This window comes from Paenibacillus marchantiae (assembly GCF_028771845.1).
In the GTDB taxonomy this organism is placed as follows: domain Bacteria; phylum Bacillota; class Bacilli; order Paenibacillales; family Paenibacillaceae; genus Paenibacillus; species Paenibacillus marchantiae.
Window position 1 is genome coordinate 4,631,083 of record NZ_CP118270.1, and the last position, 16,659, is coordinate 4,647,741.

The window sequence follows — 16,659 nt, forward strand, 5'->3', positions numbered from 1 at the left end:
CAGTAAATTATGGTTAGTAGGGCAGCCTCTATGTGTTATTTAATAATCGTAGAATAACAGATACAAATGGCTTAGAAAGCCCAATCGCCGTTCAGGAAGATGGCTTCACGCTCGCCATTCGCTGTAACACCGTAAATGTTCGTTTCCGGCGATCCCATCATGAAGTCCACATGTGTAATACTGGAGTTCATACCGCGAGCTGCAAGCTCTTCGGTTGACATGGTTTTGCCACCATCGATATTGAAAGCATATGAACTGCCGATAGCGAGGTGACATGATGCATTCTCATCATATAGCGTTGTGTAATAGAGTATACCGCTTTCCGAGATTGGAGAATGGAAGGGCACCAAAGCGACTTCGCCGAGATAATGCGAACCTTCATCCATTTTAATGAGTCTTTCAAGGGTATCTTGACCTTCTTCGGCGTGGAAATCAATGATGCGTCCGTTCTCAAATGTAAGGGAGAAGCGATCAATGATACTTCCGCCATAACTGAGTGGTTTGGTACTGGACACTTTGCCGTTTACCCCATATTTAGCCGGCGCGGTGAATACTTCCTCTGTCGGAATGTTGGCTACAAAACGAGTACCTTGTTCGTTAATGCTGCCAGCCTGCGCCCAAATGTGCCCTTCAGGAAGATCAACGGTAAGGTCGGTTCCTGAAGAAACAAAATGTAGCGTTTTATATTTTTTGCTATTTAGGGCAACTGCTTTGTGCTCCAAACGCTCAATATGCTGCTCCCAAGCCGCTACAGGATCTTGGAGATCAGCTCTTACAGCAGCAAAAATGGCTTCCCAGAGCTGTTTCATCTGCTCGGCAGGGGGAAGGTCAGGGAAGACTTTGGCGGCCCAATCCGGCGAAGGACAGGCTACTCCTGTCCAGCTCATTTTGTCCGCCTGCTGATACTGACGGTATTTGGACATCGCCTGTCCGTATGTACGCTGATGGGTGGAAATGCGTTCTGGATCGATGCCTTTTAGCAGGTCTGGGCTGGATGACAATATGGTCAAGAACGCAGCATTGTTCGCTGCCAGCTCCTCAAGTTCAGCGGCATGCCATTTCGGTGCATCTTGGAAAGAGTCCTCAGGCGCCATTTCAAACCGCAGCCGATTGACAGTTTCGTCTCCATATTTGACGATGACTTTCTTTGCTCCGGCCTCGTAGCCTTTACGCACCAACAAACGCACGAATTCAGCTGTATCAATCATCGCGCTGATAACGAAGATTTGTCCGGGCTGAACGTTGGCTCCAACTTTTACAGCCAGTTCAGCATAACGATCCAGTTTTTGTTCAAAACTCAACATATCAAGTTCCTCCATATCATGAATGCCCCGCATACGCAGGAAAAGAGAGGAGTGACCCTCTCTCTCATTTACATCGTCTAAATTAGAAAGCCCAGTTGCCTTGCAGGAAGATTGGCTCTTCGCTACCTTCGGAAGTGACACCGTGAATGTTCATTTCTCCTGATCCAATCATGAAATCCACATGAGTGAGACTGGAGTTCATGCCATGGCTGATCAATTCATCCTTGGACATCGTTTTGCCGCCTTCCAGACAGAAGGCATAGGCGTTACCGATAGCCAGATGGTTGGATGCATTTTCATCAAAGAGGGTGTTGTAGAACAAAATATTCGTATCCGAAATTGGCGATTGATGTGGAACGAGAGCTACCTCGCCCAGATAATGTGCGCCTTCATCCATTTCAATCAAGCTTTTCAATGAATCAAGTCCTTGTTCAGCAGTATAATCGACAATTCGACCATTTTCGAAAGTGATGGAGAAGCCGTCGATCAGATTGCCACCATAACTCAGTGGCTTAGTGCTGCGAACTGTACCGTTAACTCCGGTTTTCAGTGGAGCGGTGAACACTTCCTCTGTAGGCATATTGGCAACGAAGACGTGTCCCTGCTCATTAATGCTTCCACCGGATACCCACAGATGACCTTCAGGAAGCTCGATCGTCAAGTCTGTGCCAGGGGCAGTATAGTGAAGTTTTTTGTATTTCTTCTCGTTAAGCAGATCAGCACGGGAGTCGAGATTCAGCAAATGTGTTTTCCATTCAGCGACAGCATCCTGCTCACCAATGCGAACGGTTTTGAAGATGACATCCCACAACTTATCAATTTGCTGCTCAGCCGGAAGATCAGGGAATACTTTGGCTGCCCACTCAGGGGAAGGAACTGCCACAATGGACCAGCTGAATTTGTCTGCCATCTGATAGGAACGATATTTCTCCATCGCTTTACCGCGAACTTTCTGACTAGTCACGATGCGTTCTTGAGGAACACCGGCAAGCAGGTCCGGATTTTCTGCAATAACATGCAGAATGGCGGCACCTTCTTCTACGAGTTCAGTCATTTCCCCTGCAAACCATTTTGGTTCAATGGAGAAGGATTCCTCTGGTGCGAGATCATAGTGAAGACGTGTAATTACCTCATCACTCCAGTTTACTTTGACCAACTTGGCACCTGTGCCATAAGCGGCTTTGACGATCAGGCGCACAAAATGTGCTGCGGAAATGGGTGCGTTTACGACGAGCGTCTGCCCAGGATGGACATTGACACCCACTTTGACTGCCAGTTCGGCATATTGTTGTAAATTCGTTTCAAAATTGTTCATGCTATTTGTTCCTCCTGTTTGGTATAATGTCGTAGCTGTTTGTTATTATAGTCCTCATTACAGGTATGTAAGGAGTCAGTGAGGTTCCCTCATTGAATAAGGTATACGTTGCTACGATATATATTGTACAATTAACCAATAATAATTACCAAACTAGGTTTACCATAAATTGTGGAGACCTGCAACTGAAGAGAGATTAAAGGAGAGAACGATTGTGAATATTGAGATTATTCGTGCAGAGATGCGTCGTGAAGATGAGAAGAATTATGTAGGAAATACGGTTTTTCGTGCAGAAGGCGAAAAGTCAGTTTATGAGATTACGTTTATGAGCAAGAACGGCAAGGATTGGGACTATAGTCTGCATTTCACTGAACAATCCGGTGATGAAGATGAATTGCTGCGTATGGACGAGCTGCTTGAAAACGATGATGATATGTACAATCAACTGCTTGATGCGGCACTGGATGCTTACCCGGCATAATAGGACCGAGAGGTTCTTGTTCTAATATGGAATGTAGCTGATTATACTAGACGGTGTATGCCTGAAACAGGGCGTCCACCGTCTATTTTATTGGGAATAAGGAATAGTTACTCCAGAAAAGGGAAGTCTATGACAGATGAATGGAACCAGAGAGACAATCCGCCTGAATGGGAGGTAACCGTGAATGGCATCTGACAATCTGATTACAGCAGGAATGACGGGACTTGAAGAAGTCGCGCACGATATCCTCAGTCTGCGTACACTGTTCGTTAATGTTGTGTTCATCGGGGAGCCTGGAAGCAGGAACTGGGTGCTCGTGGACACTGGAATGGCCAGTTTCACTGATCAGATTCTTCATGTTGCAACTGAACGCTTTCCTGGTCCACCGTCTGCGATTATTTTGACACATGGTCATTTTGATCATGTAGGGACCGTCATCGAACTCGAACAATTCTGGGGTGTCCCGGTGTATGCACACCCACTGGAACTGCCTTATTTGACAGGTGTGAAAGATTACCCTCCGGCGGACCCTACTGTAGGTGGCGGTTTGATGGCACGGCTGTCATTTGCTTATCCTAATGAAGCTATTAATCTCGATGATCGGATATTCAGTCTGCCGGATGATCATTCAATTCCAGGTGTTTCTGGATGGGAATGGCTGCATACTCCCGGTCACACACCGGGCCATGTATCGCTATTTCGAAAAGAAGACCGTATCCTGATTGCGGGAGACGCGATCGTCACTGTAAAACAGGAATCGCTCTGGAGTGTGCTGCTTCAGGACAAACAGTTGCACGGTCCACCTGCATATTTCACGACGGATTGGCAAGCGGCTCATCGATCAGTTCAGCTTATTCGACGACTGGAGCCCATAGTTGCTGTTACCGGGCACGGTCATTCCTTAACCGGAGAAATGCTGAGAGATTCGCTGGAGCGGCTCGATCTTGATTTTGAACAGACCGCCGTCCCGGATCACGGCAAATATGTGGATTAATAGAGCCGATGCCATGTATGGGCATATCTTTGAAATCTTGAATGATTTCAGTACGGCAACATAAGGGGATGGAGACAGCCACGGAGCATCGTAGCTGTCTTTTTTTTCGTTCTATTATGAATTTGTTCTCTATCATAGATTGGTATTTTGTGCGTGGTCATGATATAGTCGAGCCGTATAATATAACCTTAGTATGCAGGAGGTACATATAACGATGACACAGCAAAACGCAGCTTTCGAAGAACAATTTGGAGGTATACCAGCCGTCTGGCTTCGTTTTAATCAATTCGAAGCAGCTGTTATTCCGAGCGTGGGTGCCAACCTTGTTGCTTTCCGTGATACAGAGCAGGGATTCCGTTATTTGCGTGAGCCAGACCAGGAACATATGGACGAGTTTATGGCAGCACCTGCCGTTTACGGTATACCGATTCTTTCTCCACCAAATCGCTATGAGGATGGTCGATTCCCTTGGAACGGCGAAGTCTATCAACTACCTATAAACGAACAAGCTACAGGTAACCATCTGCATGGATTTCTGCATGATGCCGAGTGGAAGGTTGAGGGCTACGGATCTAACGAGCTGGAGAGTTATGTTTTGCTAAGTCAGGAAGTGAAAGAAGGACATGTGTTCTACAAATACCTGCCATTCACCTTTACAGTGACACTCCGTTATTCGCTGAGTAGTCTGGGACTTCAGCAGCAATTGAATGTCCGCAATAACGGGAAGGAACGTATGCCGAATTTGTTCGCATTCCATACAGCCATTAGCGTACCTTTTGCACCGGAAAGCCATACATCCGATTACACGGCCAAAATAACGATTGGTCAGCGTCGTGAATTAAATGAACGTTCTTTGCCTACGGGACAATTTCAACCGCTTACACCAGAGGAAGAGCAATTAAAGGGTGAGGGTGTTAGTCCGTTTTTTGCAGCCATGGACAACCATTACACTGCAGAACCGCAGAATGGGCGAAACTATATGGAGCTTACCGATCATCGTACCGGTGACAAGTTGGTATACGATGTAGGCACGTCATACAAGCACTGGATGATCTGGAATAACAATATGACTGGCGGATTCTTCTGTCCTGAGCCACAGATGAACCTGGTTAATGCCCCGAATGTACAAGGCATTCCTGCTGAAGAGATCGGTCTGATTGGTCTTGAGCCGGGCGAATTATTTGAGCAAACCAGCCGTCTTTATCCGATTAAACCGCAAAAATAAATACTCGGACATTTTGCGTCACGCTTACATTTTTGTCGAAAAGGTGAAAACCGGTCAGGCAATCATGTATAATATGACAAGATACACAAGCTTTGCTCATAAAAGCATTTTGCATAAAGCCCAAAGTTAATTTTGGAATCAACAGATGCAAGATGCTGTGAAGAAAAGAATGTATACGTATTTTTGTAGAGACCCAAACCATCTTTTTGGAGGAGGAAAAGCAAGTGGAATACCGCATTGAGAGAGATACGTTAGGTGAAATGAAAGTACCAGCCGACAGGCTGTGGGGAGCTCAAACGCAGCGCAGCAAGGAGAACTTTCCGATTGGTCGCGAGCATATGCCGATGGAAGTTGTACGTGCTCTTGCCATATTGAAAAAAAGCGCTGCTGCCAGTAACCATAAATTAGGTAAATTGTCCGCTGCCAAATCGGATGCAATCGCTTATGCCGCTGATGAAATTATTGCAGGCCGAATTGATGATCATTTCCCGCTCGTGGTATGGCAGACGGGTAGCGGAACACAGTCCAACATGAACGTAAACGAGGTCATTGCCAATCTGGGTAACCAGCTGCTGGAACAAAAGGGCAAGGAAGAACGTCTGCATCCGAATGATGATGTGAACATGTCCCAGAGCTCCAATGATACATTCCCAACGGCTCTGCATGTTGCAGGTGTACTTGCTGTTGAAGATCAGCTCTTGCCGGCAATCGCGGTGCTGAAAGCCACTTTTGCAGACAAATCGGAAAAATTCAAAGATATTATCAAAATTGGACGTACTCATCTTCAGGATGCAACGCCAATTACACTCGGTCAGGAGATCAGCGGCTGGGAAGCGATGCTCGATAAGAGTGAACGCATGATCCGGGATAGTGTTAATTATATGAAAGAACTCGCAATTGGTGGTACAGCTGTGGGAACCGGAATTAATGCACATCCTGACTTTGGTGATTATACAGCCAAAGAAATTGGCAAGCATACCGGCAAGGATTTTGTATCCGCTCCAAACAAATTCCATGCGCTTACAAGTCATGATGAAGTGGTCTACGCTCACGGTGCAGTTAAAGCGCTTGCAGCTGACTTAATGAAAATTGCCAATGATGTTCGCTGGCTGGCTAGTGGCCCACGAAGTGGTCTGGGAGAGATTCGTATTCCAGAGAACGAACCGGGCAGTTCCATTATGCCGGGTAAAGTGAATCCAACCCAGAGCGAAGCGATGACCATGGTGGTTACGCAAGTGATGGGGAACGATGCGGCGATTGGCTTCGCGGCAAGTCAGGGTAACTTCGAGTTGAATGTGTTCAAACCGGTTATTATCTATAACTTCCTGCAATCTGTTCAGCTTCTCGCTGATTCCATCGTTGCATTCAATGATAAGTGTGCGGTGGGTATTGAGCCTAACCTCAGTCAGATAGAACATAATCTGAATAATTCGCTTATGCTGGTTACTGCTCTTAATCCGCACATCGGTTATGAGAATGCAGCCAAAATTGCCAAGCTTGCGCATAAGGAAGGACTGTCTCTGAAAGAAGCCACTTTGCAGACAGGTCTGCTTACGGAAGAGCAATTCGATCAGTATGTTGATCCAGCGAAAATGATTGCTCCGAAAGCCTAATCAATCATTATCATGCGAACTTCATTCTAATAAACAAGCGACCTGCATCCGCAGGTCGTTTTTTAGCTCGTGAGGTTTCGTGAACTAATACTTGTCAGTCTATACGTATACATATAAACTACATATGCGACTGTTTTTTTAATCGATCGGAATTGTTTATTTCATTGGAGGTTTCTGCGTTGTCGAAAAAGAGAAGATTCACGATACGCTCCAAAATTCTATTGGGCTATCTAGTGGTTGTGTTGTTATTTGGTGCTGTTTTGCTGGTGTTATCTGCCCAAATTGATGCATCGCAGAAGGAAATCGATTTTATCAGCCACCACGACCTGGAAGTGCATAACCTGACCAACGCAATTGAGAAAAATGTTCTGAATATGGAAACAGGACAGCGGGGATTCATGATTACTGGGGAAGAAAGTTATTTGGAGCCATACACCCAAGCGATGACCCAATGGAACTCCAATTATGCCCAACTGTATGAGCTGGTTAGCGATAACCCATCCCAGCAGAAGAGCCTGGAGAACATCAAATCACATATTGTCCGCTGGATTGATGTTGCCGGAACAGCCTCGGTAGCCCTAAAAAGACAAGGGGATCAGGAGAAAGTTATTGATTTTTTCCATTCCGATCCGGGGAAAAGCGAAATTGATCTGTTACGGTCCCAGTTTGAAACCTTCCGCAACACAGAGATGGGCCTTACGGAGAGTCGGGTGACTGAGCTCGCCGAACGAAGCTCCACACTGCTTACGATTATGTACACCTTATGGGCTGTCGTTGCTGGACTATCTGTAGCCGCAGCGCTTGTCATTTCGGGTAATATCGTCAAAACCCTGCGTGAAGTCAAACAAACCATCACCGACATATCCCAAGGCGGCAATCTTACACAGCGTATTGTTGTCCGAACACATGATGAAGTCGGTGATTTGGGCCAAGAGACCAATATATTGCTGGACACGGTACAGGAACAGAATCGACTTAAGGATCAGGTTGCCAACATCGCCACGCTCCTGCAGAACCCTACGAGCCTGGAGGGACTGTCACGCTTGTTCCTAAACCAGGTCGCTATCCTGTTGGAAGCCCCGTATGGCGTGTTATATGCGATGAAAGAGAATCGTCTCATTCGTGTAGCTGCGTATGCAGCAGATGGCGAGAAAGAGCGTTCCCTTGGTAAAGTGTCCGTTGCACCGGGTGAGGGATTAGTTGGTCAGAGTGCAATTGAGAAGCGGGTTCTGCAAATGAACGACTTGCCTCAAAATTATATTCGTATCTCATCGGGTCTTGGTGATGCATCAGCTGCATCACTCACGGTAGCACCTGTGGTATTTGAAGGTAAAACGATAGCTGTAATCGAACTGGCTTCCATGAAGCCAATCGAACCTAAGGAAACAAAGCTGCTAACCGAACTGATCGAAATATTCGGGGTGTCGCTTCATTCCACCGTCACACGCATGGAATTACAGCATTTGTATGATGAATCCCAGGTACTGAATGAAGAATTGCAGACACAATCGGAGAAATTGCAGGCACAGACCGAAGAGATGGTGTCTCAGACGGAAGAGTTACATATGCAGACTGAAGAACTGCACATGTTGAACGAGCGTCTGGAACTGCAGAAAAATGCGGCTGAGACCTCTGCCAGTGAACTTGCAGAAGTAGCGGATCAGTTACGGACAAGCTCTGGTTACAAGTCTGAGTTCCTGGCGAATATGTCGCATGAACTGCGTACTCCGCTGAACAGTATGCTGATTCTGTCCGAGATTTTGGCTGAGAACAAGCATCAGCACTTAAACAGTGAAGAACAGAAATATGCTTCGGTGATCCATGCATCAGGCAAGGATCTGTTGAATCTGATTAACGATATTCTCGATCTTTCCAAAGTGGAGGCCGGGGAGATGGAAGTGGACTTGGATGATGTCTATCTTGGAAGCCTGCCCGAAGCGATGAATCAATATTTCCTGAAAACGGCTGAGCAAAAAGGAATTGATTTCCGTATTCAGCTTCAAAGCCCTCTGCCGGAAACGATTTTTTCCGACGAGATGCGGTTACATCAGATTCTGAGAAATTTGCTTTCCAACGCATTCAAATTCACTAATGAAGGAGAAGTGGCCTTAACTATTTCCAGAGTGAGTCTGTCCAATCCTGAAGGGAGCGGAGCAGAGACGGATGTTATAGCTTTCTCGGTTAGTGATACCGGAATTGGTATTTCGGAGAACAAACTGCTGCAGATCTTTGATGCATTCAAACAGGCCGATGGAGCCACAGCTCGAAAATACGGTGGAACCGGACTGGGACTGTCGATCTCTCAATCCCTTGCCAATCTGTTGGGAGGATCAATCTCGGCAACGAGCCGCGAAGGACAAGGAAGTGTCTTTACCCTATTCCTCCCGCTTAGAAGGGAAGAGCCTGAGGTTATGCAGAACTCCAGATTGTTCTTGAATGAGGTTGCTGTGACTGCTCCTGAAATAAACAGTGCTTCAGGAATGAATTCAACCAAAATCGAGATGTTGCTGACTCCACTTGAAGAATCATTATTGAATGGTCGTCAGGTTCTCGTTGTCGATGATGATATTCGAAATGTTTATGCCTTGGCAAATGCCCTTGAGCAGTATGACATGAAAGTGATAACAGCTCAGAATGGTTACGAGTGTCTGGAGATGTTAGAGAGCGGAGAAGCGAATCCAGATATTATCTTGATGGATATCATGATGCCAGAGTTGGATGGGTATGAGACCACTCGCCAGATCCGTGATAGATTGAATCTCAAGAAGCTCCCTATTATTGCTTTGACTGCCAAAGCCATGAAAGAAGATCGTGATAAATGTATCGCGGCAGGAGCTTCGGATTATATTAGCAAACCGCTCAATATGAAAGAGGTACTCTCCCGCATGAAATTATGGCTGAGTCATGAAACGTTGGGAATCTGATCTTTTCCGTTTGAAATTCAACAGTATTAACTCAAAAATAAAACCTATGCCAGTTGCGCAACGATTGCTGCAATTGTGTCATGGGTTTTATTTTTTTCTCATGTAAGCTATTAAAATAAAAATGATGTTATAATACTTAACAACAATAAAGGTTTATTTCAATAAAATGGTTGAAACCAAGTGCTCAATCTTTGTTCAGTTCCAAATCAAGGATATATACGGCTTTATGCGTTATATATATGGGAGGTAATGTCCATGCAGCTCACGGTTAAAGAGGCTTTACAGGTATACCCGTTGTCTGAGGCCAGACTGGTTGCAGGTGGGGAAGGGACTTCGCGGATGATGAAATCCGTTAACGTCATGGACGCTCCAGATATAGCGGATTGGATCAAATCCGGAGAACTGCTGTTCACAACCGCGTTTATTATGAAAGACAATGAGACGGATGCACTTCGTTTGATGCGCCGCCTGAACGAACGTGGTTGTGCTGGGCTTGGCATTAAATTGGGCCGCTTCTGGCAGGCCATTCCGCAAGGGATTATCGAGGAAGCAGATCGACTGCGGTTACCGCTACTGGAACTGCCGTTTCAGTTTACATTTTCCGACCAGATGAATGCGTTATTCAAGGCTGAACATGAACGCAGCAATCGTTTACTGCACGAGGTGGTGCAAAAACAGAAAAAATTGATGCAGTTTGCATTGCAGCAGCAACAGCATCGGAATGTATTTGCCGAACTAGCTACCGTGTTGAATTATCCACTTGCGGTTATTGGCTCCCGCGGACATGTGCTCTATGGTAGCGAAGGTATTGCGGGAGATGCTGTAGTACAAGGTTGGCCTTGGAAATCCGTCATGCACCGAGTGAAATGGAATCAGGGAAGCTGCCACCGGGTACCCATCAAGCAGAATGATGAAGAATACGGATTTTTGCTCGTCTTCACAGACTCGGCGCTGTCACTTAGAGCGGAGGAAGAATTGTTTCAGCAGGCTGCGGATGTCCTGGCATTCTATATGGATATGACCTATCGAGAACACATTAACCCCACCGTTCAGGATGAGATGCGTACACTGCTAACCCAATATCTAGATAACAAAATGACGGTAGATGAACTCACCAAGCTCAGCGAGAATAAAGGCGTTCATCTATTTCAGGGGACCTACCAATGCGTGTTGATCACACTGGAACCGTCTGTTTTTGCAGAAGGAAAGCTGTTGAAGCAGATCCACCGTGAGTTGCAGTACAATCCGCTTATGCAATTCACGGCCTCACAGCATTTTCAGATCGAAGATGGCATACTATCCATCTATACCTGTCCAACGGGGAGGGATTATGGAGAGGAATTATCAGCATTCCTGCTTAATAGATTCGGTGACGTTCTTGCAGCACAGGAAGCCAAGGGAGCATCTGCACCGCGTTTCTGGATCAGCAAAATGAAGCATGAGCCGAAGTCGCTACGCGAAGCCTATCAGGAATGTCTGGATACCCGCCAACTGGCTCGCCGATTCGGTATGAAGGATCGGGCTCTCCAGTTTGAGATGCTGGAATTCGCCTATGTATTCCAACATGTTCCGGATAACATCATGGAGAATTACTGCAATAAAGTACTTGAGCCTTTACTGGCCAGGGACGGCGATCCCAATCAGGTGCTGATGAATACGTTGGAATCTTTTATCGAGAATGATGGACTCATTAACGAAGCTGCGAAGCAACTGTTTGTCCATCGGAACACCGTTACCTATCGGATGGAGAAAGTCGGAAGTTTGCTGCAAATGGACTTTAAGAAGACTAATGATTTGCTAAAATTAAAGCTCGTATTCACCTTCCGTAAGTTTGTGCGGGACAAAACTACGGCTAGGCCGTATTCGCAGCATTATTAACTGAAGAGTGGACCTACTTAATACGTAAATACTTTTATGATCATAATCATTATCCAGAACAAGTGTTGTGCAGCATGACAATGAAACAGGCATGTCAGATAAAACCGTATTTCCCTTGAGGAAGTGCGGTTTTTCAGCTTTTCATTACATTTGAACAACCAATTCCCGTGCATTGCTAACAAATCACATAACTGATGTTATGTTATATTACAAAATTACGTAAATATTGTTGTCGCAGTATCGAGAGACACTTAAAATGAAAAACAACAATCCACAGAAGACCGGAGGTTCTAACATGGGCGACTTCATTAAACTCGTTAACAACTGGTCTATCACACAGTTCGTGCATACGTTTGGCGGACTATTCGAAGAATCGCCTTGGGTGGCGGAGCGTTCCTGGCCTTCACGGCCATTTGACTCTTTTGAACACATGATGAATGTCATGAAGAACACAGTTCAGACATCCGATGAGAAGGTCAAGTTGCAGTTGCTTTGCAATCACCCGGATCTCGGTGCGCGGATCAGCATGAGCAGCAATTCTGTTCAAGAACAGGCTGGTGCAGGGCTTAATTCACTTTCGCCGGAGCAATATCACGAACTTAGTAAACTAAACAAAGAATATACAAGCCAATTCGGCTTTCCTTTTATATTGGCCGTGAAAGGTCACACAGCTCAGTCCATCCTGGAGTCCATGCGGAAGCGCAATCGGAGAGGAAGAGAGGAGGAATTCCAGACCGCCCTGAAGGAAGTGTTCAAGATTGCTTCCATTCGATTGGAACAGTGGCTGGTGCAGATTGGTCATGAACATGAGTTTGAATTTAAGCCATCCGAAGTAAAGCAACGGACCATGTATTACGGCAAAGGAGATGTATGGATATACCGCTCATACGCCAAACCGTTGACGGGTATTCAGCCCATCCCGGAATCTCCATTCACCGGACGGAATAATATCCTGTTCGGATTAAACATTAAAGTAGCCGTGCAAGGCGACGAATTTCTGCCTTCTTTTATCGAAGGAGATAACTCTCGCGTCGTTGCAACGGATTCAATGAAGAATTTCATCCTGAAACATGCTGCGGATTACTACGGAGCTACGGTGGAGGGTTTTCTCGCTTACGTTAGCCGACGTTTTCTGGAGACATATCCGCAGATGACCAAAGTGCAAATGACGGCAGATCAGATTCCTTTTGAAGATGTGCCTGTTCGCAGAGAAGGAAGCCTTCGTGCAAGCGAGCTGGTATTCCGTTATTCCCAGAATGATCGCGCGACGGCTGCAATTGAAGCGCAGCGAAAAGGAAATCAGGTTGAACTGAGCAATCATTTCAGTGGTGTCGCAGATATCAGGCTGATTAAGGTCAAAGGCAGTGAATTTGCCGGTTTCGTCAAGGATGAGCACACCACCTTACCCGAGACATGGGACCGTCCACTGTTCATTTTCCTGAATATCAATTGGCGTTACGAAGACCCGAGAGATGGCATGGACGATCAGCGCGGACGTTATGTAGCGGCGGAGCAGGTAAGAGATGTAGCTGCAGCCGTGTTCCATGCGTGTCGTTCGGCATCCATTCAGCATCTAATTTATCAGATTGGACTAAGGCTATTGCGACGATTTGGACAGCTCAGTGAGGTTTCATTTGAATCCAACAATCGGACATGGGAAACGGTGCTGGAGGAAGTAAAAGAAGGAGAAGGCAAAGTATTCACCGAGGCCAGGCCTCCTTATGGGTTTCAGGGTTTCTCAATGACAAGGGATGATCTAGAGGCTGACCAGAGGGGCTCGAAGAGAGAAGGTGAGGCATGATGTCGGTAGCTGGAGGACGGATTACTACGCATGTGCTGGATACTTCCAAGGGCGTTCCGGCCGCAGGCGTGCGGGTTGAACTTTTTGTATTACACAGAGATGGCGAGAAGGAAAGCAAAATGAAAGTTGCTGAATCGTTGACCAATGCCGATGGGCGTCTGGATGCACCTTTGCTTGAAGGCGGGAAGCTTGAGCAAGCGGTCTACGAGCTTCATTTCAACGTTGAGGGATATTACGCACAGCGATCTCTTGAAGAATTAGGGCAGGCATTATGGACGGTTGTGCCGATCCGGTTTGCCGTATCCGATGCTTCAAGTCACTACCACATTCCTCTGTTGATTGCGCCTGGAGGTTACAGTACATACCGGGGAAGCTGAAATATACGAATCCGGTTCTGATCAGAGGAGGGTCATCCATATGACAAGATTAGATACGATCATCCGGGGGGCCCGGGTTGTGTTGAGAGATAGCGTGGAAGAACTGGATATTGGGATTACTGGTGAACAAATATCAGCTTTGTCCTCACACCTGGTGGGTGATGAAGATACTGAAATAATAGAAGCAATTGGCCTCACAGTGATGCCGGGGGCTGTGGACATTCATGTTCACTTTAATGAACCTGGACTCGCGAGCTGGGAGGGTTTCAAATCGGGATCCGCATCACTAGCTGCTGGTGGAATTACGACGTACGTTGATATGCCGCTTAATGGTGTCCCCCCAACGATAAGACCGGAGGCTTGGGAGTCGAAAATGAAAGCAGCCGACGGTCAATCCTATGTTGATTATGCGTTCTGGGGAGGACTTGTTCCCGGCAATCGGGGTGAGCTTGCGCCTTTGGCTGATATGGGGGCGGCGGGATTCAAGGCATTTATGTCCGAACCTGGCGGAGAAGGGGAAGACATCTTCGCCAGAGCGGATGACGATACACTTTTGAATGGCATGTACGAGATCGCAAAACTAAACCGTGTGCTGGCGCTTCATGCCGAAGACGAGACGATGGTTGCTGAACTGAGAGCCAGAAGTATTGCAGATGGACGAATTGGCCCGATGGATTACGTGCAATCTCGCCCAGCAGAAGCAGAGGTTCAGGCGGTGTCACGAGCACTGCGATATGGGGAGCAAACCGGATGTGCACTGCATTTTGTTCATATCAGTACACGGGAAGCGCTTGATCTGATTGCAGAGGCAAAACGGCGCGGGTTGGATGTAACTTCTGAAACATGTCCCCATTACCTGACTCTGACAGAGGAGGATGTTGTCCGGTTGGGAGCTGTAGCGAAGTGTGCGCCACCTTTGCGGAGTATGGCTGAGCAAAATCGGTTATGGGATGCGCTGGGAGCAGGTCTGATTGATGTTATCGCATCCGACCACTCACCCTGTCCGCCATCGATGAAACAATCTGATAATTTCTTTGAAATCTGGGGTGGCATCTCGGGTGCGCAAAGTACGCTGCTGCTCATGTTGGAGGAAGGACATCTTCAGCGAAATGTAGCCCTTCCGCTGCTCGGAAAAGTTCTGTCTCTGCAACCTGCCAGAAGACTTGGGTTGGAGAGAAAAGGTGAGATAGCCATCGGCAAGGATGCGGATCTGGTACTAATTGATTGGGAGAAGAGTACCACCTTAAATACGGATGATCTGCACTACACACATAAACAGAGTCCTTATGTGGGACGCACGTTTTCCTCTAGCATTGCAGAGGTGTTCTGCCGGGGCACACGAGTATACAGTTCAAAAACAGGATTGTCGGATGAACCTGTGGGACGATTTATCCGTGCTAACTCATCTGTTCCGGTTGGTGTTGAAGGAACGGAGGGGTATTATGACTGACTTTGAAGTACACACGCCTTCCGGTACGGAACGTCCCACCCAGGCTTTGCCGCAATTGGAGCAGGTGCAGCTGCAAGGCATGCTTGACTGGTTGTCTACATATGGCGCTGATCCCCAGGGAGGTGTGACACGTCTTTTGTACGACCAAGCATGGTGTAAGGCACAGCATGCGCTAGCGGCAAAAATGCAGGAGAACGGGTTGGCTCCTGAATTTGATCAATCGGGCAACCTGTATGGAACTCTGCACGGTACGGGTTCAGGAACAGGAATGGAAGAGGCGCCGATTGTTACGGGTTCCCATATCGATACCGTGGTACAAGGTGGGAAGTATGACGGTGCATATGGCGTAGTTGCAGGAGTGCTCGCGCTAGAGTATCTACAGAAAAATTTTGGGGCACCCAAACGAACGCTTCAAGTCGTGTCCCTATGCGAGGAAGAAGGTAGTCGATTCCCCTTCGCTTATTGGGGATCACGAAGTATAACGGGGGTAAGCGTGCTGGAAGAAGTTCAGCATTTGAAGGATCAAGAAGGCATTACCTTTGCACAGGCAATACATGATGCAGGCTTTGGACCAGATAGTAGCTATAGAATGGCTTCACACACATACGGTGCATTTATCGAACTTCATATCGAGCAAGGTCAGGTCCTTGAACGATTGGGCCATTCAATTGGTATTGTATCGGATATTGTAGGCCAGAAACGCTTTAGCATTACAGTAGGTGGCGAAGCCAATCATGCCGGAACTACACCGATGGCCTGGCGCAAGGATGCACTTGCAGGTGCAGCCGAGATGATTACAGCCGTAAGACGCATTGCGCTTGAAGCGGGAGAACCACTTGTAGCCACTGTGGGTCGAATAACAGCTGATCCGGGTGTGGGTAACGTCGTTGCATCCCGGGCCGTATTCTCGCTCGATATCCGGCATATCAGGCAAGAGAGCATTGATCGATGCTGGCACAATATGCTACAGGAATTTAGCAGAATCGCAGCCGAGCAACAGCTCGGACTGAACTGGGAGGAGCACTTGTCTGTCACACCTATTCCGATGAACGAACAGATTACGTCAGACATTCGTGATATTTGTGAAGTGGAGCAATTATCCTATATGCACTTGCCAAGCGGCGCAGGACATGATTCGCAGATCTTTCAGCCGGCTTGCCCTACAGCGATGATCTTTGTACCTAGCCAAGATGGCATTAGCCATAATCCCCTTGAATATACAGCTGAAGAGGACCTGATGAAAGGTTTCCGGGTTCTCGTTCAGCTACTCTATAAATACGGTTACGGGAGTTGAGTG

At 46.9% G+C, this 16,659-nt stretch carries 12 protein-coding genes; 10 read left to right on the forward strand and 2 right to left on the reverse strand.

Annotation, left to right across the window (positions count from 1 at the left end):
- Nucleotides 1-71 precede the first annotated feature (71 nt).
- Both PTQ21_RS21020 and PTQ21_RS21025 read right to left on the reverse strand, forming a co-directional pair.
- Nucleotides 72-1,304 carry an aminopeptidase gene (locus PTQ21_RS21020; RefSeq protein ID WP_274567015.1) on the reverse strand — a complete coding sequence of 411 codons (1,233 nt, stop codon included), beginning with the start codon at nucleotides 1,302-1,304 and terminating at the stop codon, nucleotides 72-74.
- Between the two features lie 82 nt (nucleotides 1,305-1,386).
- On the reverse strand, nucleotides 1,387-2,619 hold the full coding sequence (locus tag PTQ21_RS21025) for an aminopeptidase (protein ID WP_063563938.1): 1,233 nt from the start codon (nucleotides 2,617-2,619) through the stop codon (nucleotides 1,387-1,389).
- 214 nt (nucleotides 2,620-2,833) lie between these two features.
- On the opposite strand from PTQ21_RS21025, the gene PTQ21_RS21030 reads away from it, so the two are divergent.
- The 10 genes from PTQ21_RS21030 (at nucleotide 2,834) to PTQ21_RS21075 (ending at nucleotide 16,656) form a co-directional block, all read left to right on the forward strand.
- Complete coding sequence (locus tag PTQ21_RS21030) at nucleotides 2,834-3,100, forward strand: hypothetical protein (protein WP_079696002.1); 267 nt, start codon at nucleotides 2,834-2,836, stop codon at nucleotides 3,098-3,100.
- 184 nt (nucleotides 3,101-3,284) lie between these two features.
- Complete coding sequence (locus tag PTQ21_RS21035) at nucleotides 3,285-4,094, forward strand: MBL fold metallo-hydrolase (protein WP_090949999.1); 810 nt, start codon at nucleotides 3,285-3,287, stop codon at nucleotides 4,092-4,094.
- A 214-nt stretch (nucleotides 4,095-4,308) separates the two neighbouring features.
- The gene (locus PTQ21_RS21040; protein WP_274567017.1) at nucleotides 4,309-5,319 is read left to right on the forward strand and encodes an aldose 1-epimerase; all 1,011 of its coding nucleotides are present in this window, start codon (nucleotides 4,309-4,311) and stop codon (nucleotides 5,317-5,319) included.
- A 224-nt stretch (nucleotides 5,320-5,543) separates the two neighbouring features.
- Complete coding sequence (fumC, locus tag PTQ21_RS21045) at nucleotides 5,544-6,932, forward strand: class II fumarate hydratase (RefSeq protein WP_063563935.1); 1,389 nt, start codon at nucleotides 5,544-5,546, stop codon at nucleotides 6,930-6,932.
- Between the two features lie 179 nt (nucleotides 6,933-7,111).
- On the forward strand, nucleotides 7,112-9,856 hold the full coding sequence (locus PTQ21_RS21050; RefSeq protein WP_072732900.1) for a CHASE3 domain-containing protein: 2,745 nt from the start codon (nucleotides 7,112-7,114) through the stop codon (nucleotides 9,854-9,856).
- Nucleotides 9,857-10,111: 255 nt separating this feature from the next.
- Nucleotides 10,112-11,734, forward strand: coding sequence for a PucR family transcriptional regulator (locus tag PTQ21_RS21055; RefSeq protein ID WP_274567018.1), 1,623 nt, complete (start codon nucleotides 10,112-10,114; stop codon nucleotides 11,732-11,734).
- A 295-nt stretch (nucleotides 11,735-12,029) separates the two neighbouring features.
- Nucleotides 12,030-13,535, forward strand: a complete 1,506-nt coding sequence (pucL, locus tag PTQ21_RS21060; protein WP_274567019.1) for a factor-independent urate hydroxylase — start codon at nucleotides 12,030-12,032, stop codon at nucleotides 13,533-13,535.
- Nucleotides 13,532-13,912 (forward strand): hydroxyisourate hydrolase, encoded by a 381-nt coding sequence (uraH, locus tag PTQ21_RS21065; protein WP_338020284.1) that lies wholly within the window; start codon nucleotides 13,532-13,534, stop codon nucleotides 13,910-13,912. The genes pucL and uraH overlap by 4 nt, the downstream gene beginning before the upstream one ends.
- A gap of 40 nt (nucleotides 13,913-13,952) precedes the next feature.
- On the forward strand, nucleotides 13,953-15,362 hold the full coding sequence (gene allB / locus PTQ21_RS21070) for an allantoinase AllB (protein WP_090950008.1): 1,410 nt from the start codon (nucleotides 13,953-13,955) through the stop codon (nucleotides 15,360-15,362).
- Nucleotides 15,355-16,656, forward strand: coding sequence for a Zn-dependent hydrolase (locus tag PTQ21_RS21075; protein WP_090950009.1), 1,302 nt, complete (start codon nucleotides 15,355-15,357; stop codon nucleotides 16,654-16,656). The genes allB and PTQ21_RS21075 overlap by 8 nt, the downstream gene beginning before the upstream one ends.
- The last annotated feature ends 3 nt before the right edge of the window (nucleotides 16,657-16,659 follow it).

Excerpts from the sequence above, each read along its gene's own strand:
- pucL (WP_274567019.1), top strand. The coding sequence starts at position 12,030 with ATGGGCGACTTCATTAAACTCGTTAACAACTGGTCTATCACACAGTTC.
- PTQ21_RS21075 (WP_090950009.1), top strand. The coding sequence starts at position 15,355 with ATGACTGACTTTGAAGTACACACGCCTTCCGGTACGGAACGTCCCACC.
- PTQ21_RS21035 (WP_090949999.1), top strand. The coding sequence starts at position 3,285 with ATGGCATCTGACAATCTGATTACAGCAGGAATGACGGGACTTGAAGAA.
- uraH (WP_338020284.1), top strand. The coding sequence starts at position 13,532 with ATGATGTCGGTAGCTGGAGGACGGATTACTACGCATGTGCTGGATACT.
- PTQ21_RS21055 (WP_274567018.1), top strand. The coding sequence starts at position 10,112 with ATGCAGCTCACGGTTAAAGAGGCTTTACAGGTATACCCGTTGTCTGAG.
- allB (WP_090950008.1), top strand. The coding sequence starts at position 13,953 with ATGACAAGATTAGATACGATCATCCGGGGGGCCCGGGTTGTGTTGAGA.
- PTQ21_RS21040 (WP_274567017.1), top strand. The coding sequence starts at position 4,309 with ATGACACAGCAAAACGCAGCTTTCGAAGAACAATTTGGAGGTATACCA.
- PTQ21_RS21020 (WP_274567015.1), bottom strand. The coding sequence starts at position 1,304 with ATGTTGAGTTTTGAACAAAAACTGGATCGTTATGCTGAACTGGCTGTA.
- PTQ21_RS21025 (WP_063563938.1), bottom strand. The coding sequence starts at position 2,619 with ATGAACAATTTTGAAACGAATTTACAACAATATGCCGAACTGGCAGTC.